The following is a 22,655-nucleotide window of genomic DNA, read 5'->3' as shown; positions in this document are numbered from 1 at the left end:
ATCTGCCTCAATAGAGGGAGGCTACCGATGACAGGAGCAGAGGCATGGCGCAGCATCCCCAAGAGCCGGGCCGGTTCGATGCCGATGATGTGGAGCGGGTGGAGACCGAGCTGATCTATGACGGGTTCTTTGCGCTGGAGAAGCGGCGTCTGCGTCACCGCCTTTTCAACGGTGGCTGGAGCGAGACAGTGGACCGTGAGGTTCATGTTCGCCGCGATGCCGTGGGGGTACTACTCTACGATCCGGCGCTCGACCGCGTCGTGCTGGTAGAGCAGATCCGGGCGGGGGCGCTCGACGATGCGCGCTCACCCTGGAAACTGGAACCCGTGGCGGGGCTGGTCGAGGCCGGCGAGTCGCCGGCCGAGGTGGCACGCCGTGAAGCGCAGGAAGAAGCCGGGTGCGAGATTGATGAGTTGATCGAGCTACACCGGTACTATCCCAGTCCAGGTGCCTGCACCGAGCAAGTGACGATGTTCTGTGGTTTGATCGACAGCTCGGGCTTGGGCGGCGTGCACGGGCTAGACACCGAGCACGAAGACATTCTGGTTCACGTCATGCCGTTCCCGGAAGCCTGGGATCGGCTGATGGCGGGTGATTTGGACAATGCCATGGCGTTGATCGGTTTTCACTGGCTGGCGCGGGAACGCGCAGGGCTGAGAGCACGGTCATAGCGGCTTCATCGCGGTCGACGCCAGGCCCTCGCAGGAGAAAAATATGGTCAAGACCGCCTATGTCACTGATCTCAAGGCACTGCAGGCGGAGTGCAGCAGCAACTACGTGAGGCTGTGCCGGCTGGTGGCCGACATGGCCGCGGGAGAGGTGCGCGAAGTGCCTCTCGCAGGTGAGCGTGCGCGCTTCGGCACCCTGTGGCTCGAAGTGCTGGAACAGGCGCCCTACACCACGATCGCCCGGGTTTCGCAGACCGGCGTGCTGGATGGCTTCATCGACTCGCCGCGCATGACCGTGCACCTCTATCACGACGCCAATATGGCCGAGGTCACCGACTTTCAGCGTCAGCGCCACTTCGAGGGCCGCTATCGCTACCCCAATCCGCGCATGCACCAGCCCGATGAGAAGCTCCAGCTCAATCGCTTTCTGGGGGAGTGGCTGCAGCACGGCCTCGCCCATGGTCACGCGGCCGGTGTCCCGGAAGCCCCCTGATGCGCGTGATTCAGATTACCGATTGCCATCTGCTCGCCGATCCCGAAGGGACCTCGCGCAAGGGTTTTCCGCTGCGTCAGCTCCAGGCCGTTGTACGCCGGGCGGCGCAACTGCGCCCCGATGTGCTGCTGGTCACCGGCGACGTCTCCCAGGACGAGACCTCCGCGACCTACCGTCTGGCCAGCGAAGCCTTCGCGCGGTTGGGCTGCCCCTGGTTCTGGATTCCCGGTAACCATGATCAGCCGGAGCTGATGGCGGAGTGGCAGCCGGCGCTGGATGAGATCGATCTCGAGCGCTGGCGCATCCTGCTACTGGACACGCGGATCAGCGGACAGCCGGGCGGGGCAGTCGGGCAGGCCCAGCTACAGCATCTGGCCGCACAGCTCGAAGACGACGACAGACCCACGCTGATCGCGATGCATCATCCGCCGATTGCCATCGGCTCGGTGTGGATGGATGCGATCGGGCTCGAGGATCGGGATGCCTTCTGGCAGACCCTGGCGCCCTATCCGCAGGTGAGGGCGGTCCTGTGCGGCCACATTCACCAAGCCTTTGCCGCCTGGCAGGGGCTGGTGGCGGTCTACGGCTGTCCCGCCACCTCCGATCAGTTCCTCCCTGGCAGCCACGAATTCAGCGTCGACGAAGCCGCCCGCCCCGGGCTGCGGGTGGTCGACCTCGAAGGCGATCGGCTGTCGACCTGGATCGAGCGTGTCGAGCTGTAGCGTCGCCCGGCGGCAGCGCCCTTCGCGGTGTGAAGCGCAGCGTCTGGCTGCGCTTCTTTATAACTAAATCAGATTTTGAGATTAGCTTTCATTCTTTGACGTTATTACCGATCTCTCGCTAGGGTGACGACTCTACGATTCCGAGCCGTGCCTTCACGAAGCACGTGACAGCGAGATTCCCCCATGGCAGATCGATTGGTTAGCGCACAACGTCAAACCCACCTCAAGCAGCTCGAGGCGGAGTCGATTCACATCATCCGTGAGGTCGCGGCCGAGTTCCGCAACCCGGTGATGCTCTACTCGATCGGCAAGGACTCCTCGGTGATGCTGCATCTGGCGCGCAAGGCGTTCTATCCGGGTACGCCGCCGTTTCCGCTGATGCACGTCAACACCACCTGGAAGTTCAAGGAGATGATCGAGTTCCGCGACCGCATGGCGGCCAGCGTGGGCATGGAGCTGATCGAACATATCAACGAGGAGGGGCGCGCCGCCGGCATCAACCCCTTCGATCACGGTAGCGCCAAGTACACCGACATCATGAAGACCCAGTCGCTGAAGATGGCGCTGGACAAGTACGGCTTCGATGCCGCCTTCGGCGGCGCGCGGCGCGATGAAGAAGCGTCCCGGGCCAAGGAGCGGGTCTACTCCTTCCGTGACAAGCACCACCGCTGGGACCCCAAGAACCAGCGCCCGGAGCTGTGGCGGCTCTACAACGGCAAGGTCAACAAGGGCGAGTCGATCCGCGTCTTCCCGCTCTCCAACTGGACCGAGCTGGATATCTGGCAGTACATCTACCTCGAATCGATCCCCATCGTGCCGCTCTACTTTGCCGCGCCGCGCCCGGTGGTCGAGCGTGACGGCATGCAGGTGATGGTCGACGACGAGCGCCTGCCGCTGGCACCGGGTGAAGTGCCGGAAGAGAAGTGGGTGCGTTTTCGCACCCTCGGCTGCTATCCGCTCACCGGGGCGGTGGAGTCGCGGGCGGCGACGCTGCCCGAGATCATCCAGGAGATGTTGCTGACCCGCACCAGCGAGCGCTCGGGCCGGGCCATCGACCGCGATCAGGCGGGGTCGATGGAAAAAAAGAAACGCGAGGGGTACTTTTAAATGTCACATCAGTCTTCGCTCATCGCCGACAACATCGAGCAGTACCTGCACGAGCACGAGAACAAGGACCTGCTGCGCTTCATCACCTGCGGCAGCGTCGATGACGGCAAGTCGACCCTGATCGGGCGGCTGCTGCACGACTCCAAGATGATCTACGAAGATCAGCTCGCCGCCATCACCCGCGACTCCAAGACCAGCGGCACCACCGGTGACAAGGTCGACCTGGCGCTGCTGGTCGACGGCCTGCAGTCGGAGCGCGAGCAGGGCATCACCATCGATGTCGCCTATCGCTTCTTCTCCACCGACAAGCGCAAGTTCATCATCGCCGACACTCCGGGGCACGAGCAGTACACCCGCAACATGGCCACCGGTGCCTCCACCGCCAGCCTCGCGGTGATCCTGATCGATGCCCGCCACGGGGTGCAGACCCAGACCCGCCGGCACAGCTTCATCGCCGATCTGCTGGGTATCCAGCACCTGGTGATCGCGGTCAACAAGATGGATCTGGTCGACTACGCCGAAGCGCGCTTCGACGAGATCGTCGCCGAGTATCGCGCCTTCGCCGAGAAGCTCGACGCCCGCGACATCCGCTTCGTGCCGCTCTCGGCGCTGGAGGGCGACAACGTCGTCAATCCCAGCGAGCACATGGAGTGGTATACGGGCCCCGCACTGCTCGACCTGCTGGAGACGGTCGAGATCGCGCACGACGCTAACCTCTCCGATCTGCGTCTGCCGGTGCAGTACGTCAACCGTCCGCACCTCGACTTCCGCGGCTACTGCGGCACGCTCGAGGCCGGCATCCTGCGCCCCGGTCAGGCGGTCAAGGCGCTGCCTTCGTGCAAGCGCTCGCGGGTGGCGCGTATCGTCACCTTCGACGGCGACCTCGAAGAGGCGTATCCCGGGCAGGCGGTGACGGTGACCCTGGAAGACGAGATCGATCTCTCCCGCGGTGACTGGCTGGTGGCGGCGGATGCCGAGGTGACCCAGGCCAGCGCGCTGGAGGCCGATATCGTGTGGATGCACGAGAACGCCCTCGAACCCGGGCGGCTCTACGACTTCAAGCTGGGTACCCAGGAAGTGGCCGGTCGGGTGGCCGAGATCGAATACCAGATCGACGTCAACAGCCTGGCGCAGCTGCCGGCGGAGCAGCTGGCGCTCAACGCTATCGGGCGCTGCCGGGTGGAGCTGACCGCGAGCGTGCCGCTGGACGACTACCGGCGCAGCCCGGGGACCGGCAGCTTCGTGGTGATCGACCGGCTGAGCAACGTCACCGTGGGCGCGGGGCTGATCCGCGGCGCGGCGGCAGGCCGCGAGGCGAGCGGCGAGGTCGACTGGCAGGCCTTCGAGGTCGAGTTCAACGCGCTGATCCGCAAGCACTTCCCGCACTGGGAAGCGAAGGACGTGCGCGAGCTGCTGAAGCGCTGAGACGCGCCCACGCGACGTCTGTCGTACACCATGGCGGCCCCGGCAGCGGGGCCGCCTTTTTGCGTGGCGCGGGTGGGCGAGGCCGCCACGCCGGGCGCGCGACCCTCGCCGTGGTTGGTCAACGCGGCCTCGAGTCGTATGATATCGCTCCGGCCCGCGCGCAGATTCAAAGGACACGCTGATGCAACACGTCAACTGGCAGCTCGATGGCATCGTCACCCAGCTTCGCGCGACCCGCGAACAGTGGCGCGCCCAGAACGGTCGTGAGAAAGAGCGTGGCTGCCGCGAGCTGCCGTCGCGGCACCGCCTGCGCGATACCCTGGATGTCCTCAGCGGCGCCCTCTTCCCGATGCGCTTGGGGCCCTCGGATCTGCGCAAGGAGAGCGAGGACTTCTACGTCGGTCACACCCTCGACCGGGCGCTCAACGCGCTGCACGAAGAGGTGCTCCTGGAGCTGCGCTACATGGCACGTCTGGACGGTGAGCGCGACAGCGACCCCACCGAGCGCGCCAATCAGATCGTGCAGGGCTTCGCCGACAGCCTGCCGGCGCTGCGTCGACGCCTCGATGGCGATGTGATGGCGGCCTACTACGGCGATCCCGCCGCGCGCAGCGTCGACGAAGTCCTGCTCTGCTATCCCGGCGTGCACGCGGTGATCTACCACCGGATCGCGCACTACTTCTATCGCGCCGGCGCCGGCCTGGTGGCACGGATCATTGCCGAACTGGCCCACTCCGACACCGGGATCGACATTCATCCCGGCGCACAGATCGGTGAAGGCTTCTTCATCGATCACGGCACCGGCGTGGTGATCGGCGAGACCGCGATCATCGGCGACCGCGTGCGTCTCTATCAGATGGTGACCCTCGGGGCCAAGCGCTTCCCGGCCGACGACAAGGGGCATCTGGAGAAGGGCCTGCCGCGTCACCCGATCGTCGAGGACGACGTGGTGATCTACGCCGGCGCCACGATCCTCGGCCGTATCACCGTCGGCCGGGGATCGATCATCGGGGGCAACGTCTGGCTCACCTGCAGCGTGGAACCCGGCAGCAATATCACTCAGGCAAACATCCAGAGTGGTCCGTGTCCTTGAACTTGAGCGACACCTTTCGACGCGCACCCCTGCCGCCGCGTCGTCCTGCGCGGGTGCCCTAAGCCCGCCGCTGAGACCCTGACACGACCCGGGCCCGGCCAGGCCGGCCCCGACCCAGACAGATGAGGACAGCATGCCCGAGTATCGCTCGCGAACCACCACCCAGGGCCGCAACATGGCCGGTGCCCGCGCCCTGTGGCGCGCCACCGGGATGAAGGACGACGACTTCCACAAGCCGATCATCGCCGTCGCCAACTCCTTCACCCAGTTCGTGCCTGGCCACGTGCACCTGAAGGACATGGGGCAGCTGGTGGCGCGTGAAATCGAAAAGGCCGGCGGGGTGGCCAAGGAGTTCAATACCATCGCGGTCGACGATGGTATCGCCATGGGGCACGACGGCATGCTCTATTCGCTGCCGAGCCGCGACATCATCGCCGACAGCGTCGAGTACATGGTCAATGCCCACTGTGCCGATGCGCTGGTGTGCATCTCCAACTGCGACAAGATCACCCCCGGCATGCTGATGGCGGCCATGCGCCTCAACGTGCCGACCATCTTCGTCTCCGGCGGGCCGATGGAAGCCGGCAAGACCAAGCTGCTCGACCACGGTCTCGACCTGATCGACGCCATGATCTCCGCCGCCGACGACAAGTACAGCGATGACGAGATCGCCGAGATCGAGCGCAGCGCCTGCCCCACCTGTGGTAGCTGCTCGGGCATGTTCACCGCCAACTCGATGAACTGCCTGACCGAGGCGCTGGGCCTGGCACTGCCCGGCAATGGCACCATGCTGGCGACCCACGCCGACCGCCGTCGGCTGTTCGAGACCGCGGGCGAGCGTATCGTCTCGCTGGCCAAGCGCTACTACGAGGGCGACGAGGCGCATCTGCTGCCGCGCGCCATCGGCTCCAAGACCGCTTTCCGCAACGCCATGACGCTGGATATCGCCATGGGCGGCTCGACCAACACCATCCTGCACCTGCTGGCGGCGGCGCAGGAGGCGGAGGTCGACTTCACCATGGCCGATATCGACCGCCTGTCGCGGGAGGTGCCGCAGCTGTGCAAGCTGGCGCCCAACACCCAGAAGTACCATATCGAGGATTGCCACCGCGCCGGCGGCATCATGGGGATTCTGGGCGAGCTCGACCGTGCCGGAGTGCTGGATACCTCGGTGCCCACCGTCTATGGCGACTCCCTGGCCGCGGCGCTGGACGAGTGGGACATCATGCGCAACCCGACCCCGGAAGTGGTCGAGTTCTTCAAGGCCGGCCCCGGCGGCGTGCCGACCCAGCAGGCGTTCTCGCAGGCGGCGCGCTGGCCGTCGCTGGACGGCGACCGCGCCGAGGGCTGTATCCGCAGCCTGGAGCACGCCTTCTCGCGCGAGGGCGGCCTGGCCGTGCTCTACGGCAACATCGCCGAGAACGGCTGTGTGGTGAAGACGGCGGGCGTCGACGACTCCATTCTGGTGTTCGAGGGACCGGCCCACGTGGTCGAATCCCAGGACCAGGCGGTCGAGCGCATTCTCGGCGGTCAGGTGAAGGCGGGCGAAGTGGTGGTCATCACCTACGAGGGGCCCAAGGGCGGTCCGGGCATGCAGGAGATGCTCTATCCGACCTCCTACCTGAAGTCGAAAGGGCTCGGCAAGGCGTGCGCGCTGATGACCGACGGCCGCTTCTCCGGCGGTACCTCGGGGCTCTCGATCGGTCACGTCTCGCCGGAGGCTGCCGCCGGTGGTGCGATCGGGCTGGTCGAGAGCGGTGACACGATCCGTATCGACATCCCCAATCGCACCATCGAGGTGCTGCTCTCCACCGAGGAGCTGGCGCATCGCCGCCAGGCCATGGAAGATCGCGGCGCCAAGGCTTGGAAGCCGACGATTCAGCGCGAGCGCAAGGTCTCCGCGGCGCTCAAGGCCTACGCCATGCTGGCGACCTCGGCCGACCGCGGTGCGGTGCGCGATCTGGACAAGCTCGAGGAGCGCTAGGCTGCAAACCTAAAAGGCTGTCCAGACTGAACGAATGCGTTTGGCCGCCATGATAGGGAACGCCCGCTGATCAGCGGGCGTTCTTGTTGCTAGGCCTCTCGTGTGGCGAGCTTGGTGCGCCGCTGGTGCCTACCGCTGTACCAGGGCATAGGCCGGCCAGGGTCAGCGTTGCGGCTTGCGCGCCACCAGCGTTGCACGTCGCGGGGCGGGGTAGCCTTCGATTGTTCGGCTGCGGTCCTGCGGGTCGAGGAAGTCGGCCAGCGAGTGGAACCTCATCCAGTCGGTGGTGCGCTGCTCGTCGAGGCTGGTGACGGTCTCGTCGACGCAGCGGATCGCCTCGAAGCCGCAGCGCGCGAGCCAGTGTGCCAGCGCCTGCGACGACGGCAGGAAATAGACGTTGGGCATGCTCGCGTAGCGCTCGCCGGGCATGAACACGGTCTGTTCGTCACCCTCGACCACCAGCGTCTCCAGCACCAGCTCGCCGCCGGGGGCGAGGGCATCCTTGAGCTGCTGCAGATGTTCCAGCGGCGAAGCACGGTGGTAGAGCACGCCCATCGAGAACACCGTATCGAAGGCGGCGAGGCGCGGCGGTACGTCTTCGATGCCCACCGGCAGAAAGTGGGTGCGGTGGTCGTCGGCATCGCCGACGAAGTGCCGCAGCGCCTGGAATTGATAGTAGAAGCGCGGTGAGGGGTCGATCACCAGCACGAAGGCGGCACCGGCGCCGGCCATGCGCCAGGCGTGATAGCCGCTGCCACCGCCGACGTCGAGCACCCGTCGTCCGGCCAGCGGGGAGAGGTGCGGGGCCACGCGCTGCCACTTCCAGTCCGAGCGCCACTCGGTGTCGATGGTGAGATCGCCGAGCCGGTAGGGGCCCTTGCGCCACGGCATCAGAATGCGCAGCAGGTTCTCGCAGCGGCGGCGATCGGCGTCATCGAGATCGACCTCGACGCTGACCGTGTCGGCGTCGAGCACGACCCGGCGCGTCGCGGGCAGCGCGGGTAGCTTGGCCACCGCCTTCTCCCACGCGGGTAGATCACCGTGGCGCTGGCGGTCGAGCCCGCGGGCGAGCTGCTCGGGTAGGGCGGCCAGCCAGCGGGTCAGCCCCTGGTCGAGAAAGGCCAGATAGAGACGGCGCTCGGCCGCGGCCAGGGTGGTGGCGGCGTCGCCGCTGGCGGATGGCAGGGCGGGGGACTGGCTCATGCGGTTGTATCGCCTGCGTGGGTGTCGCTCGTCTCGGCCCGGGCGCCGCCCCCGCGCTCCTTGAAGGCGATCATGGAGGCGAAGTTGAGGTACTGGAACCAGGTCGTTACGCGGCCGAAGCCGGCCGCCTGCAGTCGCGCCTGGTGCTGCGCCAGGGTGTCGGGCACCAGCACGTTTTCCAGCGCGGTGCGCTTCTGGCTGATCTCCATATCGCTGTAGCCGTTGGCGCGCTTGAAATCGTGATAGCGCTCCACCAGCCAGGCGTTCTCCTGCTCGTCGGGAGCGACGATCTTCTCTGACAGCACCAGGATGCCGCCGGGTTCGAGCGCCTCGAAGAGCCGCGCGATTACCGCGTCACGCTCCGCCGGCGGCAGGAACTGCAGGGTGAAGTTGAGCACGATCATCCCGCTGGGGCGGTAGTCGAGCTCTCGAATATCGCCCTCGACGAATGCCAACTGATGGTGCGGCGCCTCGCTTTGCGCGGTGGCGCGGGCGCGGGCGAGCATCGCCGGTGACAGGTCGACCCCGGTCAGCGCGAACGCCTCCGGCGCCAGGCGCCCGGCCAGTGCCAGCCCTACCGCGCCGAGCGAGCAGCCCAGGTCGTAGACGTGGGCGCCGTGGCGCAGGTGGCGCTCGGCGAGCAGCCCGAGCATGCCCAGGATCTGGCCGTAGCCGGGAATCGAGCGGCGCACCATGTCGGGAAAACACGCCACGACCTGCTCGTCGAACGAAAAACTGGCCACACGATCGAGGGGTGTCGAAAAGATGGCGTCACGGTAAGATGCGTCAGTCATTGTCGGAAGACTACGTGGAAGATCCGTTTCATCGTGGAAGATCATTTTCATCGGGAGCGCGTGACGCGGGCGACGGGTCGCGGACGACGCTGAGCGCTGGGCGTAGTGTACGTTTTGCGCGCCCGGGCTGCACGTGACCGGCGTACGCCGGGAGGGCGCGCCGGCCTACTTTGCGTCGGCCTATACTTGCGCCGGTATGCTCCGACGCCGCTCGTTCGACGCCAGTTCCCGATACAAGGAGAGTCAATCGATGTCGATCCGTGAGACCCAGGCATGGCAGGCGCTCGAGCAGCAGCTCGAGGATGGCATGCGCGATGTCCACCTCAAGACCCTGTTCCAGCAGCCGTCGCGTTTCGAGACCTTCGCCCTCGAGGCGGCAGGTATTCACCTCGATCTGTCCAAGCAGCGCTGGACCCCGGAGGTGCGCGAGCGACTGATCGCGCTGGCAGAGGAGGCTCGGGTCCCCGCGGCCATCCAGCGGCTGCTCAGCGGTGAGCGGGTCAACCAGACCGAGGATCGGCCGGCGCTGCACAGCGCGCTGCGGCTGCCGCGGGAGGCCAAGCTGGAGGTCGAGGGCGTCGATGTGGTCGGCGAGGTGCATGCGACGCTCGACAAGATGGAAACCCTGGTCGGCAAGCTGCTCGACGGGCAGTGGCGCGGTGCCACCGGCAAGCCGATCACCGATGTGGTCAACCTCGGCGTCGGCGGCTCCGACCTCGGCCCCTTGATGGTGACCTCGGCGCTGGCCGACTTCGAGCCGGACCACGCCCATGAGGTGGCGACCCATTTCGCATCCACCATGGATGGCTCCCAGCTTGCGGATTTCCTCAGCTGGCTCAATCCCGAAACCACGCTGTTCATTCTGTCGTCGAAGTCCTTCGGCACCATCGATACGCTATCCAACGCCTCCACGGCGCTCGACTGGATCGCCTCGCGCCTGGGCGGTGACGAGAAGCTGATCAAGCGCTTCCACTTCGTCGGTGTGTCGACCAAGCCGGACAAGATGAGCGAGTGGGGCATCGACCCGGCCAACCAGCTGCTGTTCTGGGACTGGGTCGGCGGGCGCTACTCGCTGTGGAGCGCCATCGGCCTGCCGATCGCCATTCGTGTCGGCATGGACAACTTCCGGCGTCTGCTCGCCGGCGCCCATGCCATGGACGAGCACTTCCGCACCGCCCCGCTGGCCGAGAATCTACCAGTGCAGCTGGCGCTGATCGGGATCTGGAACGTCAATTTCCTGGATATCCGTTCCCACGCGGTGCTGCCCTACGATGGCCGGCTCAAGCATCTGCCAGGCTACTTCCAGCAGCTGGAGATGGAGTCCAACGGCAAATCGGTGACCAATGACGACGCCGTGGTCGACTACTCCACCTGTCCGGTGATCTGGGGCGAGATCGGCCCCAACGGTCAGCACGCCTTCTATCAGCTGTTGCACCAGGGCACCCAGCCGGTGGCGTGTGACTTCCTGGCGCCGATCAATCGCTACAACGACGTCGAGGATGAGCGCTTCCGTGATGACCTGATGGCCCAGCACCGCCTGGCGCTGGCCAACTGCTTCGCCCAGTCACGGGTGCTGATGCTGGGTGACGACGCGATCAAGTCCGAGACTACGCCGCCGAGCTACAAGCGCTACCGCGGTAACCAGCCCTCGACCACGATGCTCTTCGACAGTCTCAACCCGGCTACGCTGGGGGCGCTGATCGCGCTCTACGAGCACAAGGTGTTCGTCCAGGGGGTGATCTGGAATATCGACTCCTTCGATCAGTGGGGTGTGGAGCTGGGCAAGAAGATCGCCACCGAGACCGAGGAGATCATTGCTGCCCGGCAAGGGCTCGACACCCTCGACGACTCCAGTCGTGGCCTGATCGAAGCGATCTGGCGCGGCCAGCAGCAGGCCTGAGCGGGTGTTCTCGCCACATGCCGCGCCGGTGAGCGAGCCCGCCGGCGCGGCGGCGCCGGTGGAGTCGCTGCTCTACCTGCACGGCTTCAACAGCGCCGGCGCCTCACCCAAGGCGCAGCTGGTGGCAGCCGCCTGCGCGACGCTGACGGCGCAGGGCGAACGCGACCTGGTCTGCGCCACGCCGGACCTGTCGCACTACCCCCAGGCTGCGCTCGATCACGCCGAGGCCTGTCTGGGCGAGCTGCCCGGCACCACGCTGCTGGTGGGTAGCTCCATGGGTGGTTTTCTGGCCACCTGTCTGGCCGAGCGCCACGGCCTGCCGGCAGTGCTGATCAATCCTGCGGTTCAGCCGGCGCGCTTCGTGGCCGATTATCAGGGACAGTACCTGGTCAACGCCTACACCGGCGAGTCCTTCACCATCGGCACTGCCCACCACGAGCAGTTGCTCGCGCTGCAGTGGTCGCGTCTGGTACACCCCCAGCGCTATCTGCTGCTGCTGGGCAGCGCCGACGAAACGCTCGATTGCCGCGATGCGCTACACGCCTACGCCGGCTGTCGCACGCTGATCCATCCCGGTGGCGACCACGGTTTCAGCGAGCTGGCGCGCTATCTGCCGGCGCTGTTCGCGCACGGTGGCTGGACGCTGCCCGCGACGCTCTGACCCTGGCCGCTGGCACCTCAGGTGTCAGCGCCTGGTGTAACCCGGTACTGATGATTTGAACAGTAGTGTATGATGTCCGCCGCGGTGACGGATACCGCCGATAGACATGCTATCGATGTCGGCGGCGTCTAGGCCGTGGCGCCGCCGGAACCGCTGCGGCATCACCCCTTCGTTTCTGCAAATACGGCGAGACACTGCATGACGCAATACAGTGCCAGCTCCATCGAGGTCCTCTCGGGGCTCGATCCGGTCCGCAAGCGGCCGGGCATGTACACCGACACCACCCGCCCCAACCATCTGGCGCAAGAGGTGATCGACAACAGCGTCGACGAGGCGCTGGCGGGCCACGCCCACGATATCCGCGTGGTACTGCTCGACGACGGCGGCATCGAGGTCTCCGACGACGGCCGCGGCATGCCGATCGATCTGCACCCCGAACACGGGGTCTCCGGGGTGGAGCTGATCCTGACCCGGCTGCATGCGGGCGGTAAGTTCTCGCAGTCGAGCTACCGCTTCTCCGGCGGCCTGCACGGGGTCGGGGTGTCGGTGGTCAACGCGCTGTCGACGCGGCTCGAGGTGGAGGTATGCCGCGATGGCAGCCGCTACCGGATCGCCTTCGAGAAGGGCGAGAAGGTCGAGGAGCTGGCGGTGATCGGCAGCTGCGCCAAGCGCGCCACCGGTACCGTGGTGCGGTTCTGGCCGGAAGCCGGCTACTTCGACAGCCCCAAGCTGTCGCTGCCGCGACTGAAGCATCTGCTGCGGGCCAAGGCGGTGCTCTGCCCGGGGCTCAAGGTCTCGCTCAAGGAGAGTGACGGCAACGAGAGCGTGTGGCAGTACGCCGACGGCCTGCGTGACTACCTGGCCCAGGCCACCGATGGTTTCGAGGTGCTGCCGGCAGCCCCCTTCACCGGCCATTTCGAGGATGACGAGCAGGCGGTCGACTGGGCTATCCAGTGGCTACCGGAGGGCGGCGAGCCGCTGCTCGAGTCCTACGTCAACCTGATCCCCACCCCCCTCGGTGGCACCCACGTCAACGGCTTCCGCAGCGGCCTGCTCGACGCCGTGCGCGAGTTCTGCGAGTACCGCAATCTGCTGCCGCGCGGGGTCAAGCTGAGCCCCGAGGATCTGTGGGAACGGGTTTCGTTCGTGCTCTCGGTGAAGATGCTCGACCCGCAGTTCGCTGGCCAGACCAAGGAGCGGCTGTCGTCTCGGACCGTGGCCGGTTTCGTCTCCGGCGTGCTCAAGGACGCCTTCTCGCTGTGGCTCAACCACCACACCGATCAGGCGGAAGCGCTGGCCGAGCTGGTGATCAGCGCCGCCCAGCGGCGCCAGAAGAGTGCCAAGAAGGTGGCGCGCAAGAAGGTCACTTCCGGCCCCGCGCTGCCGGGCAAGCTGGCCGACTGTTCGGGCCAGGACCCGGTGGCCAGTGAGCTGTTCCTGGTCGAGGGCGACTCCGCCGGCGGCAGCGCCAAGCAGGCGCGCAATCGTGAAACCCAGGCGATCCTGCCGCTGCGCGGCAAGATCCTCAATACCTGGGAGGTGGAGTCGGGGGATATCTACAGCTCGCAGGAGGTCCACGACATCGCCGTGGCGATCGGTCTCGACCCCGGCAGCGACGACCTCTCCAAGCTGCGCTACCACAAGGTGTGCATTCTCGCCGACGCCGATTCCGACGGCCTGCATATCGCCACGCTGCTGTGCGCGCTGTTCGTGCGCCATTTCCCGGCGCTGGTGGATGCCGGTCACGTCTTCGTCGCCATGCCGCCGCTCTACCGCATCGACCTGGGCAAGGAGGTCCACTACGCCCTCGACGAGAGCGAGAAGGCCTCGATTCTCAAGCGCCTGGAGAGCAAGCGCGGCACGCCCAATGTCCAGCGCTTCAAGGGCCTGGGCGAGATGAGCCCGCTGCAGCTGCGCGAGACCACCATGGCGGTGGACACGCGGCGGCTGGTGCAGCTCACCCGCGAACTCGACGACGGCACGCTGGAGATGATGGATATGCTGCTGGCGCGCAAGCGGGCGAGCGATCGCAAGAGTTGGCTCGAGGATTACGGCAACCTGGCGGATATCGAAGTGTAGCGCCAGGGCGCGCGGCGCCGGGGGCAGGTATCAGCGGAGGTCATTTGCCAGGGATGGCAAATGTAGCGCCCAGGGAGGGGTTCACAGCGCCTCCGCAAAGACCTGTCGCCGGGTAAGCCGCAGCTAGGGCAGACAACGATTCTTGAACCCTGACCAAGGGCTTAGCGTATGACCATGGATATCCAGGTGGCGGAGGGCGACGTCGAACGCCTTTCGCTCAAGGAGTACACCGAGAAGGCGTATCTCGACTACTCGATGTACGTGATTCTCGACCGCGCGCTGCCGCACATCGGTGACGGCATGAAGCCGGTGCAGCGGCGTATCGTCTACGCCATGCGCGAGCTGTCGCTGACCGCGAACGCCAAGTACAAGAAGTCGGCGCGTACCGTCGGCGACGTGCTCGGCAAGTTCCACCCCCACGGCGACAGCGCCTGCTACGAAGCGATGGTGCTGATGGCGCAGCCGTTCAGCTACCGCTATCCGCTGGTCGACGGCCAGGGCAACTGGGGTAGCCCCGACGATCCCAAGTCGTTCGCCGCGATGCGCTACACCGAGGCGCGGCTCTCCAAGTTCAGCGAAACGTTGCTCGCCGAGCTGGGGCAGGGCACGGTCGACTGGACACCCAACTTCGATGGCACCCTGAACGAGCCGTCGGTGCTGCCCTCGCGCCTGCCCCATGTGCTGCTCAACGGTGGCACCGGCATCGCGGTGGGCATGGCGACCGACATCCCGCCGCACAACGTGCGTGAAGTGGTGGAGGCGACCTGTCATCTGCTGCGTCATCCCGGTGCCAGCGTCGCCGATCTGATGGCTTATGTGCCGGCGCCGGATTTCCCCACCGAGGCCGAGATCATTTCGCCGGCCGCCGACCTGCGCAAGCTCTACGAGAGCGGCCGCGGCTCGGTGAAGCTGCGCGGGCGCTATGTGCGCGAAGACGGCAACATCGTCATCACCGCGCTGCCGTATCAGGTCAGTGGGGCCAAGGTGCTCGAGCAGATCGCCGCCCAGATGCAGGCCAAGAAGCTGCCGATGGTGGCCGATCTGCGTGATGAGTCGACCCATGAGACGCCGACCCGGCTGGTGATCGAGCCGCGTTCGAACCGCATCGATGTCGAGGGGCTGATGGCGCACCTGTTCGCCACCACCGATCTCGAGAAGAACGTGCGCGTCAATCTCAACGTGATCGCCCTCGACGGTCGGCCGCGGGTGATGCCGCTCAACGACATGCTCGGCGAGTGGCTCAGCTTCCGCCGCGAGACGGTACGCCGACGCAGCCAGCATCGTCTCGACAAGGTCGAGGAGCGCCTGCACATCCTCGAGGGCTTGCTGGCGGCCTATCTCAATATCGACGAGGTGATCCGCATCATCCGCGAGGAGGACGAGCCCAAGCCGGCGCTGATGGCGGCGTTCGGGCTCAGCGAGCGTCAGGCCGAAGCGATTCTCGAACTGCGCCTGCGCCATCTGGCCAAGCTCGAGGAGATGAAGATTCGCGGCGAGCAGGACGAGCTCGAGGCCGAACGCCAGCGGCTGCAGAAGCTGCTGGGCAGTGAGGCGGCGATGACCAAGCTGATCGAGAAGGAGCTGCGCGAAGCCGCCAAGACCTATGGCGACGAGCGCCGTTCACCGCTGGTCGAGCGCAGCGAGGCCAAGGCGCTCTCCGAGGTCGAGCTGCTCGGCGCCGATCCGGTCACCGTGGTGCTCTCCGAGAAGGGCTGGATCCGTGCCGCGCGGGGGCACGACATCGACCCGGCGGGGCTCTCCTACAAGGCGGGTGATACCTTCCATCTCGCCGCCCGCGGCAAGACCAACCAGCCGCTGGTGCTGCTCGACGACAGCGGCCGCAGCTACACCCTGAGCGCCCACAATCTGCCGTCGGCGCGCGGGCAGGGCGAGCCGATCACCGGGCGGATCAATCCGCCGGCGGGGGCGAGCATGATCGGGGTGATGCTCGACGTGCCCGAGGCGCGCTATCTGCTCGCCACCGATGCCGGCTACGGCTTCGTGGTCAAACTCGAGGACCTGCTCGGCAAGAACAAGGCCGGCAAGGCGGTGCTCTCGGTGCCCCAGGGCTGCAACGTGCTGCCGCCGCAGCCGATTCCGGCCGGCGACACGCTGCGCGTGGCGGTGGTCTCCAACGAGGGCCGATTGCTGGTGTTTGCGCTCTCCGAGCTGCCCGAAATGGCCAAGGGCAAGGGCAACAAGATGATCGCGATTCCCGGTCAGCGCGCCGCCAACCGCGAGGAGTTCGTGCGCGATCTGGTGCTGCTGCCGGAGGGCGCGGCACTGGTCGTGCATGCCGGCAAGCGCAAGCAGACGCTCAAGGCGGCCGATCTCGACTACTATGCCGGCGAGCGCGGGCGGCGTGGCAGCAAGCTGGCGCGGGGGTTCCAGAAGGTCGACCGGCTCGAGGTCGAAGGCTGAGGCGCCGCCCTGCGAAGACGACACCGACTGACAAGCGCGCGGCACGGCGCTGCCGGCCGCGCCACTGACAACAGGGGCGTCGACGGCGCCCCGTGGGGAAAACATGGCACGACGTTTCGTGATAAGCGCCACCGGCCCGGCGCGCCCGGGGCAGACCGCTACCCTGAGCACCGCGCTGGCGACGGCGGGGCTGCGGCTACTGGACATGGACCAGCACGTGGCCTTCGGCCGGGTCCGCCTGGAGGTGCTGGTCGAGACCGACGATGAGGTCGACGTGGCCGCGCTGCTGCCGAGTGCCGGTGACATCTGCGGGCTCGACTGCCGAGTCGAAGCGATCCCCCCCGAAACCACCCTCGGCTGGGTCGAAGAGGCCGCGGCACCGCGTTGCATACTCAGCGTGCTGGGGCCACGCATCAGTGCCGAGGTGGTGGCAGAGGTGGCGACGCTGACCGCCAGCGAGGGTCTGACCATCGAGCGCATCAAGCGACTCTCGGCGCCGCCGAGCCTCGACGCCGGGCCCGAGGCGCTACCACATGGCGCCTGCCTGCAGTGGCGGCTTCGCGGTGAGTCCGCCGACCCTCAGGCGCTGCGCGAACGCATGCTGGCGCTGAGCGAGCGCTTCGCGGTCGATGTCACCCTGCAGCCCGCCGATCTCTGGCCGCGGCATCGCCGTCTGGTCTGCTTCGACATGGACTCGACGTTGATCCAGGCCGAGGTGATCGACGAACTGGCCCGACGCCACGGTGTGTTCGATGAAGTGGCGGCGATCACCGCGCGCGCGATGCGCGGCGAGCTCGACTTCCAGCAGAGCTTTCGTGAGCGCATGCGCAAGCTGGAGGGGCTGGACGAGTCGGTACTCGCCGAGATCGCCGAGTCACTGCCGCTGATGCCCGGAGCGGAGCGTCTGATGCACCATCTCAAGCGTCTGGGCTACCGCACCGCGATTCTCTCCGGCGGTTTCACCTACTTTGCACGCTATCTGCAGCAGCGGCTGGGGTTCGACGAGATTCATGCCAATGAGCTGGTGATTCGCGATGGCAAGGTGACCGGTGAGGTCGCCGAGCCGATTGTCGACGCCGCACGCAAGGCCGTGCTGCTGGAGCAGATCGCCGCCCGCGAGGGGCTCGCTCTGGCACAGACCGTGGCCGTGGGGGATGGCGCCAACGATCTCCAGATGTTGGCGCGGGCGGGGCTTGGCGTCGCTTTTCACGCCAAGCCGCTGGTGCGTCGCGAGGCTGCACTGTCGGTCTCGACGCTGGGCCTGGATGGCCTACTCTATTTACTGGACTATCCAGAACAGGCGCTGGCGCGCGAATGAACGGTGCGTGATATGGCGTTGGGAAAACGTGTATTTCAGCTAATGGGAATAGAAGCGTTTTGAAATAAATTGTTGTAAATTGTATCCAGGATTTGCAGCCGGCATCGAGAACCCGAATGAGTACGTCCGCTTCGACCGATATCGTCAACCCCAAGGCCAAGTGGGAGTGGCTCGATCCGCTCTGCGTACAAGGCAGCGTCAATCTGGCGTTCGACCTGGAGGGGGCGTCGTGGCCGGTGCTGCTCGACGACATCGAGCGCGATCACGCGCTGATCGTCGACATCAGCGCAGTCCCCGCGCTGGCCGAACAGCTGGTGCAGGGCGCTGCCTTCCACCTCTTCGGGCATGTCAACGGTGCCATGGTGCGCACCTCGGCGCTGACGGCGATTGAGTGGCTCGATACCGATGGCGGCGAGGGCGCCCGACGGCGTCTGCGCTGCAGTTATCCCGAGTGGCTCAGCACGGTGCACCGACGCAATACCTTCCGCGCCCCGATTCGCGCCGAGATGGGTGTCGATACGCGCCTGAGTCTGGCCGATCGCGAGGGGCCGGTGCTCGCCGAGCTGCGCAACCTCTCCCTGGGGGGGTGCCTGCTGGCGATGCCGCTGGCGCAGGCGGTTTCACTCTCCGCCAATCAGCGCTTCGCGCCGCTCGAGCTGCATTTTCCCAGCCGTCAGTCGCTGCGCCTCAGTGGCTGTATTCGCCATGTGCGCAGCGATGAGGGGTGGCGCGAGGCGCTGGTCGGCTGTGAGTTCGACGACCCCGGCATCGATACCGAACGACTGCTGTGGTATTGCGTCAAGGAGGCCGAACGCGAGAGCGCACGCAGCGTGACGACGCGTGACAAGGTACTCTCGCCCTCGCCGCTGTTTCGGGCGCCGGATGGCAAGCGCCCGGCGCCGAGACAGCCCGAGACGACCTCGCTGCCAGTCGGCAACGCCACCGCGCGGCGGCTCAAGAAGATCGCCGATTATCTCAGTGCGCAGATCCTGACGCTGCAGAATGGCGGCTCGATCGCGTCATCGCTGCTCTCGCGTCACGCCGACACCCTGGTCACACTGAGCGACCAGGGCGATCAGGCGCTGCTCTATGCGCTCGGTTACCTGCATGGGGAGACGCCGCTGGTGCGCCACTCGCTCGGTGTCGCGGTGCGCGCCACCGACCTGGTTCGCTGGCAGGGCTATCCCGAGGACGTGATCAAGGCGGTGGCGGCCAGCGCGTTGGTACACGATCTGGGCAAGTGTCGGCTGCCGGCGTCGATTCTGGAGAGCCGTGAGCCGCTCGATGCCGCAGCGCGCGAGCGTCTGGCCGAGCACGTGCCAGCGCTACTCACGCAGCTCGAGACGTGTCGCTGGCTATCACCGGAGATCGCCCGTGCCATCGTCGGTGAGGCCAACGAGCGGCGCGACGGCAGCGGCTATCCGGCAGGTCTGGACGACGCGCAATTGAGCCCGCTGGGGCGCATGATGGCGGTGGTCGACGTGATCGACGCGCTGGGTCAGCCCCGCGCGGATCGTGACGCCTGGCCATTGCTCGAGCGCTACCGCCACGTGCTGGGTCATCCCGCGCTGTTCGATGCCACCTGGGCGCAGCGCTACGTACGCCGCTTCGGTACCGCGCCGGTGGGCTCGTTGGCGCGGTTCTCCAGCGGTGCGCTGGCCTGGGTCCAGCGTATCGACGAGCAGGGGCGTCCAGTCCAGGTACACCTGGTGCTCAATGCCAAGAGCCCAGGGCGGCGCCTCGATCAGATGCTCAAGGACAACGATATCGCCCAGCTCGGCAAATTCGAGGGCGTGGTGCCCGAGGCGAGTTACGGCCTGCATCTGAGCTGAACTCTCTGCACGCCGAAGCGGTGACAAAACGCAACAGGGCCGCCACGGCATCGCCGCCATGCCTGAGCCACACTGATCGTGATGTTGGTCTTATCACAGGAGGTGTCCGATGCCAGCGACGACGCGCCCGGGTCAAGCCCACGGCTTCATGCCGCCCCATGTACTGGAGCGTATTCTCTCCCACGGCAACGCGCGCTTGCAGCGCTGCGCCCAGGCCACGCTCAGGGCCGACGCCCAGTTTCGTCTGCGCAACGCTGCTCAGACCGCGGCACGGCCCGCCGATGGCCAGCGTGGCGGCGAGCCCGCCCGCTATATCTATACCGCCGCGCAGCAGGAGATACTGCCAGGGGAGCGGGTGCGCAGCGAGGGCGATCCGGAGAGCGGCGATCTCGCCGTCGACGAGGCCTATCGCTGGTTGGGCGCGACCTACCTCTTTTACTGGGAGGTGTTCGCCCGCGACTCCATCGATGCCCAGGGTATGGCGCTGCTGGGTACCGTGCATTATGGCGAGGAGTATGACAACGCCTTCTGGAACGGGGCGCAGATGGTCTTCGGCGATGGCGACGGCGAGTTGTTCAACCGTTTTACCGTGGCGCTCGACGTGGTCGCCCACGAGTTGACCCACGGGGTGATCGAGCGCGAAGCCGGGCTGATCTACGCCGATCAGTCCGGTGCACTCAACGAATCCCTGGCCGACGTGTTCGGCGCCATGGTCAAGCAGCACCACTTCGAGCAGGCGGCCGAGGAGGCCGACTGGCTGATCGGTGAGGGGCTGCTCACCGAGCGGGTCAACGGTCGGGCGCTGCGCTCCATGGCCAACCCCGGTAGCGCCTACGACGATCCGGTACTGGGCAAGGACCCGCAGCCGGGGCACATGGACGCCTTCGTCAATACGGCCTCCGACAACGGCGGGGTGCATATCAACTCCGGCATTCCCAATCGCGCCTTCTATCTGGCCGCGACGCGTCTCGGCGGCTTCGCCTGGGAGGCTGCCGGACCGGTATGGTTCGATGCGCTGCGTGACCCGCGCCTGGCGCGGGATGCGGATTTCGCCACCTTCGCCGAGATCACCGTGCGCTGCGCGCAGCAGCGTTTCGGCGCTGACAGCCCGGTAATGGAGGCCGTGCGCCAAGCCTGGGTCGATGTGGGAGTGTTGCGGTGAGCGCGCGTGGTGTACCGCGACTGGCACCCACGGCGGTGCTGGCGGTGGTGCGCGAAGGGGGCTTCGCCGCCATGCCCGGGCTGGAACGCCCGCGACGCATCGATTGCCGTGAACTCAGTGAACCCCAGCGCGAACGGCTACAGCGGCTGCTCGACGAGATCGACCGCCAGGCGCCGGCCGAACCGGTAGCGGGTGCCGACCGGCGTGTCTTCCGGCTGTCTCTCGAGCAGCCGGAAGCCGAATGCTGGCAGTGCGCGCTCGACGAGACACAGGCGCCGCGCGGCGTGGTGGGGCTGTGGCAGCACGGCCCCGGGGCGCTGGACGAACCGGAAACCTGAGCCACGCTCACCTATTTCTTTTTTTCAGGAACTCTACGCGTATGTCGCACTCTGATTGAGTAGCCCAGGACGGGCACACAGCGTAGGCCGAGCCCGATTTTTGGGTTCGGCCTCTTTTTTTGCGTCCGGCGCGCCCGTTGTTTGCCTTCGGCGCGTGCGCGGACCGGCGGCTGTCGCTGCGGATCACCGCCCAGGCTTTATCGCGCAGCGGCCCGGTGTCACAGTGGCTCTCCGGCAAGACAAGGGGCCATGACCCGGATGACGAGACGAAGAATCGGCAGTGTGGTGATCGCGCTGCTGTTGGCGGCACTGCTGGTGCCGACGCTGGCTCACTGGCAGGCGCCGGTATCCTCGACGATGACACCGCGGGCGGCCTTCCAGGCGCAACGTGAGGCGGTCTGGGTCGAGGGTGAAGGGCGCGTGCAGCGCCTGCTGCCCGATGATGACGAGGGGAGCCGGCATCAGCGCTTCATCCTTGCGCTCGGCGATGGCCAGACGCTGCTGATCGCCCACAATATCGATCTGGCGCCGCGGCTCGACGGGCTCGCACGCGGGGATTCGGTGCGCTTCCGTGGCGAGTATGTCTGGAATGCCCGGGGTGGCGTGGTGCACTGGACCCATCGCGACCCGCGCGGCGAGCGTCCGGGTGGGTGGCTGGAGTGGAGCGGGCGGCGTTACCGCTAGGAGACGGACACCGTGCCGCGCTGACGCCAGGTGGTCACGCCGGGCGGCGCGATCCTGGGCGCCGGCGCCAGCGGCGGGCCTGGCGCCATTGCCTCAGAGTTTCGCCGAGTGTCGCGAACGAAGGGCGCGGTGCGGATGTCGCGATGGCCTCACCCGGCGTGCGCCAATGGATCGGGTGCTGACCCACGCGGCCGCCGCTGCGGCGGATCAGCAGTGGCAGAAAACGCATCAGGCCCTTTAGCGGTGGGAGGGCGCACAGCGCCTCGCGCTCGATCAGATACAGCCCTTGGGCGAACTGGTGGCTAGTGGTGAAAGGCGCCGCCAGCCGTGCCAGCCAGTGCCCTGCGCCCGAGGCGTGGTGCGCTCGCCCCTGCACCAGGGCCAACCCCTGATGGCGCGCCGCGCAGAGAATGTCGGGAAGATCGTGGGGGTCGGCGCGGCCACTGCTGTCGAGGGTCACCAGCCAGTCGCCCTGGGCCTGGCGGGCTGCCTGGGCCAGGGCGGCGTCGATATCGCTGGCCCATGGCAGCACCTTGATCTGGTCTGCCTTCAGCGATAGCCCTTCGAGTGCCTTTGCGAGACGCGCATCGTGCCCGCCGTCGAGGATCAGGAACTCCAGCGCCCGGGCGTGCACCAGGGCGCTTGAGGCCTCCTCGATCAGCGCCGCGACCCGTGCGGCGGGGTCGGTGGCAAAGACGATCAGCGAGAGCTTGGGCAGTGCGAGCATCGGACCCCCTTTGGCGTGGGTTGATTTGACAGTGGCACCCGGTC

Annotated in this window: 19 protein-coding genes; 16 read left to right on the top strand and 3 right to left on the bottom strand. The window is 66.7% G+C overall.

The window, feature by feature from the left end:
* Window positions 1–44 precede the first annotated feature (44 nt).
* The 7 genes from ABV408_RS13090 to ilvD all read left to right on the top strand — a co-directional run bounded on the left by ABV408_RS13090 (window position 45) and on the right by ilvD (window position 7,492).
* Window positions 45–671, top strand: a complete 627-nt coding sequence (locus ABV408_RS13090; RefSeq protein ID WP_353979367.1) for an NUDIX domain-containing protein — start codon at window positions 45–47, stop codon at window positions 669–671.
* Window positions 672–714: 43 nt separating this feature from the next.
* On the top strand, window positions 715–1,161 hold the full coding sequence (locus tag ABV408_RS13085) for a DUF1249 domain-containing protein (RefSeq protein ID WP_353979366.1): 447 nt from the start codon (window positions 715–717) through the stop codon (window positions 1,159–1,161).
* The gene (locus ABV408_RS13080) at window positions 1,161–1,883 is read left to right on the top strand and encodes a phosphodiesterase (protein WP_353979365.1); all 723 of its coding nucleotides are present in this window, start codon (window positions 1,161–1,163) and stop codon (window positions 1,881–1,883) included. The genes ABV408_RS13085 and ABV408_RS13080 overlap by 1 nt, the downstream gene beginning before the upstream one ends.
* Window positions 1,884–2,066: 183 nt before the next feature.
* Window positions 2,067–2,990 carry a sulfate adenylyltransferase subunit CysD gene (cysD, locus tag ABV408_RS13075; protein WP_353979364.1) on the top strand — a complete coding sequence of 308 codons (924 nt, stop codon included), beginning with the start codon at window positions 2,067–2,069 and terminating at the stop codon, window positions 2,988–2,990.
* On the top strand, window positions 2,991–4,415 hold the full coding sequence (gene cysN, locus ABV408_RS13070; protein ID WP_353979363.1) for a sulfate adenylyltransferase subunit CysN: 1,425 nt from the start codon (window positions 2,991–2,993) through the stop codon (window positions 4,413–4,415).
* Between the two features lie 181 nt (window positions 4,416–4,596).
* Window positions 4,597–5,508, top strand: a complete 912-nt coding sequence (gene epsC / locus ABV408_RS13065) for a serine O-acetyltransferase EpsC (RefSeq protein WP_353979362.1) — start codon at window positions 4,597–4,599, stop codon at window positions 5,506–5,508.
* A 133-nt stretch (window positions 5,509–5,641) separates the two neighbouring features.
* Window positions 5,642–7,492, top strand: coding sequence for a dihydroxy-acid dehydratase (gene ilvD / locus ABV408_RS13060; protein ID WP_353979361.1), 1,851 nt, complete (start codon window positions 5,642–5,644; stop codon window positions 7,490–7,492).
* Between the two features lie 162 nt (window positions 7,493–7,654).
* Here ilvD and cmoB read toward each other — a convergent pair whose 3' ends face one another.
* Both cmoB and cmoA read right to left on the bottom strand, forming a co-directional pair.
* Window positions 7,655–8,695 (bottom strand): tRNA 5-methoxyuridine(34)/uridine 5-oxyacetic acid(34) synthase CmoB, encoded by a 1,041-nt coding sequence (cmoB, locus tag ABV408_RS13055; protein ID WP_353979360.1) that lies wholly within the window; start codon window positions 8,693–8,695, stop codon window positions 7,655–7,657.
* Entirely contained in the window at window positions 8,692–9,489 is a 798-nt protein-coding gene (gene cmoA, locus ABV408_RS13050; RefSeq protein WP_353979359.1) for a carboxy-S-adenosyl-L-methionine synthase CmoA, read from the bottom strand. Before cmoA ends, cmoB begins: the two co-directional genes overlap by 4 nt.
* Window positions 9,490–9,739: 250 nt before the next feature.
* Here cmoA and pgi point away from each other — a divergent pair, with 250 nt between their 5' ends.
* From pgi to ABV408_RS13005, 9 genes are all read left to right on the top strand, one after another.
* Window positions 9,740–11,389, top strand: coding sequence for a glucose-6-phosphate isomerase (gene pgi, locus ABV408_RS13045; protein WP_353979358.1), 1,650 nt, complete (start codon window positions 9,740–9,742; stop codon window positions 11,387–11,389).
* Window positions 11,390–11,393: 4 nt separating this feature from the next.
* Window positions 11,394–12,050: a YqiA/YcfP family alpha/beta fold hydrolase gene (locus ABV408_RS13040; protein ID WP_353979357.1), complete on the top strand. Its 657-nt coding sequence runs from the start codon at window positions 11,394–11,396 to the stop codon at window positions 12,048–12,050.
* A 198-nt stretch (window positions 12,051–12,248) separates the two neighbouring features.
* Window positions 12,249–14,129 carry a DNA topoisomerase IV subunit B gene (gene parE, locus ABV408_RS13035; protein WP_353979356.1) on the top strand — a complete coding sequence of 627 codons (1,881 nt, stop codon included), beginning with the start codon at window positions 12,249–12,251 and terminating at the stop codon, window positions 14,127–14,129.
* 168 nt (window positions 14,130–14,297) lie between these two features.
* Entirely contained in the window at window positions 14,298–16,550 is a 2,253-nt protein-coding gene (gene parC / locus ABV408_RS13030; RefSeq protein ID WP_353979355.1) for a DNA topoisomerase IV subunit A, read from the top strand.
* 103 nt (window positions 16,551–16,653) lie between these two features.
* Window positions 16,654–17,868 (top strand): phosphoserine phosphatase SerB, encoded by a 1,215-nt coding sequence (gene serB, locus ABV408_RS13025; protein ID WP_353979354.1) that lies wholly within the window; start codon window positions 16,654–16,656, stop codon window positions 17,866–17,868.
* A gap of 116 nt (window positions 17,869–17,984) precedes the next feature.
* Window positions 17,985–19,700: an HD domain-containing phosphohydrolase gene (locus tag ABV408_RS13020; RefSeq protein WP_353979353.1), complete on the top strand. Its 1,716-nt coding sequence runs from the start codon at window positions 17,985–17,987 to the stop codon at window positions 19,698–19,700.
* Between the two features lie 109 nt (window positions 19,701–19,809).
* On the top strand, window positions 19,810–20,862 hold the full coding sequence (locus tag ABV408_RS13015) for a M4 family metallopeptidase (RefSeq protein WP_353979352.1): 1,053 nt from the start codon (window positions 19,810–19,812) through the stop codon (window positions 20,860–20,862).
* Window positions 20,859–21,200, top strand: a complete 342-nt coding sequence (locus ABV408_RS13010; RefSeq protein ID WP_353979351.1) for a protealysin inhibitor emfourin — start codon at window positions 20,859–20,861, stop codon at window positions 21,198–21,200. The genes ABV408_RS13015 and ABV408_RS13010 overlap by 4 nt, the downstream gene beginning before the upstream one ends.
* Window positions 21,201–21,458: 258 nt before the next feature.
* A complete protein-coding gene (locus ABV408_RS13005; RefSeq protein ID WP_353979350.1) occupies window positions 21,459–21,884 on the top strand; it encodes a DUF3465 domain-containing protein in 426 nt (141 codons plus the stop codon).
* 34 nt (window positions 21,885–21,918) lie between these two features.
* Here ABV408_RS13005 and ABV408_RS13000 read toward each other — a convergent pair whose 3' ends face one another.
* The gene (locus ABV408_RS13000) at window positions 21,919–22,611 is read right to left on the bottom strand and encodes a glycosyltransferase (RefSeq protein WP_353979349.1); all 693 of its coding nucleotides are present in this window, start codon (window positions 22,609–22,611) and stop codon (window positions 21,919–21,921) included.
* Window positions 22,612–22,655: the final 44 nt, after the last annotated feature.

This window comes from Salinicola endophyticus (assembly GCF_040536835.1).
Lineage (GTDB): Bacteria > Pseudomonadota > Gammaproteobacteria > Pseudomonadales > Halomonadaceae > Salinicola > Salinicola endophyticus_A.
The sequence above is the reverse complement of the archived record's forward strand: the minus strand, read 5'-3'. Positions and strand labels throughout refer to the sequence as shown.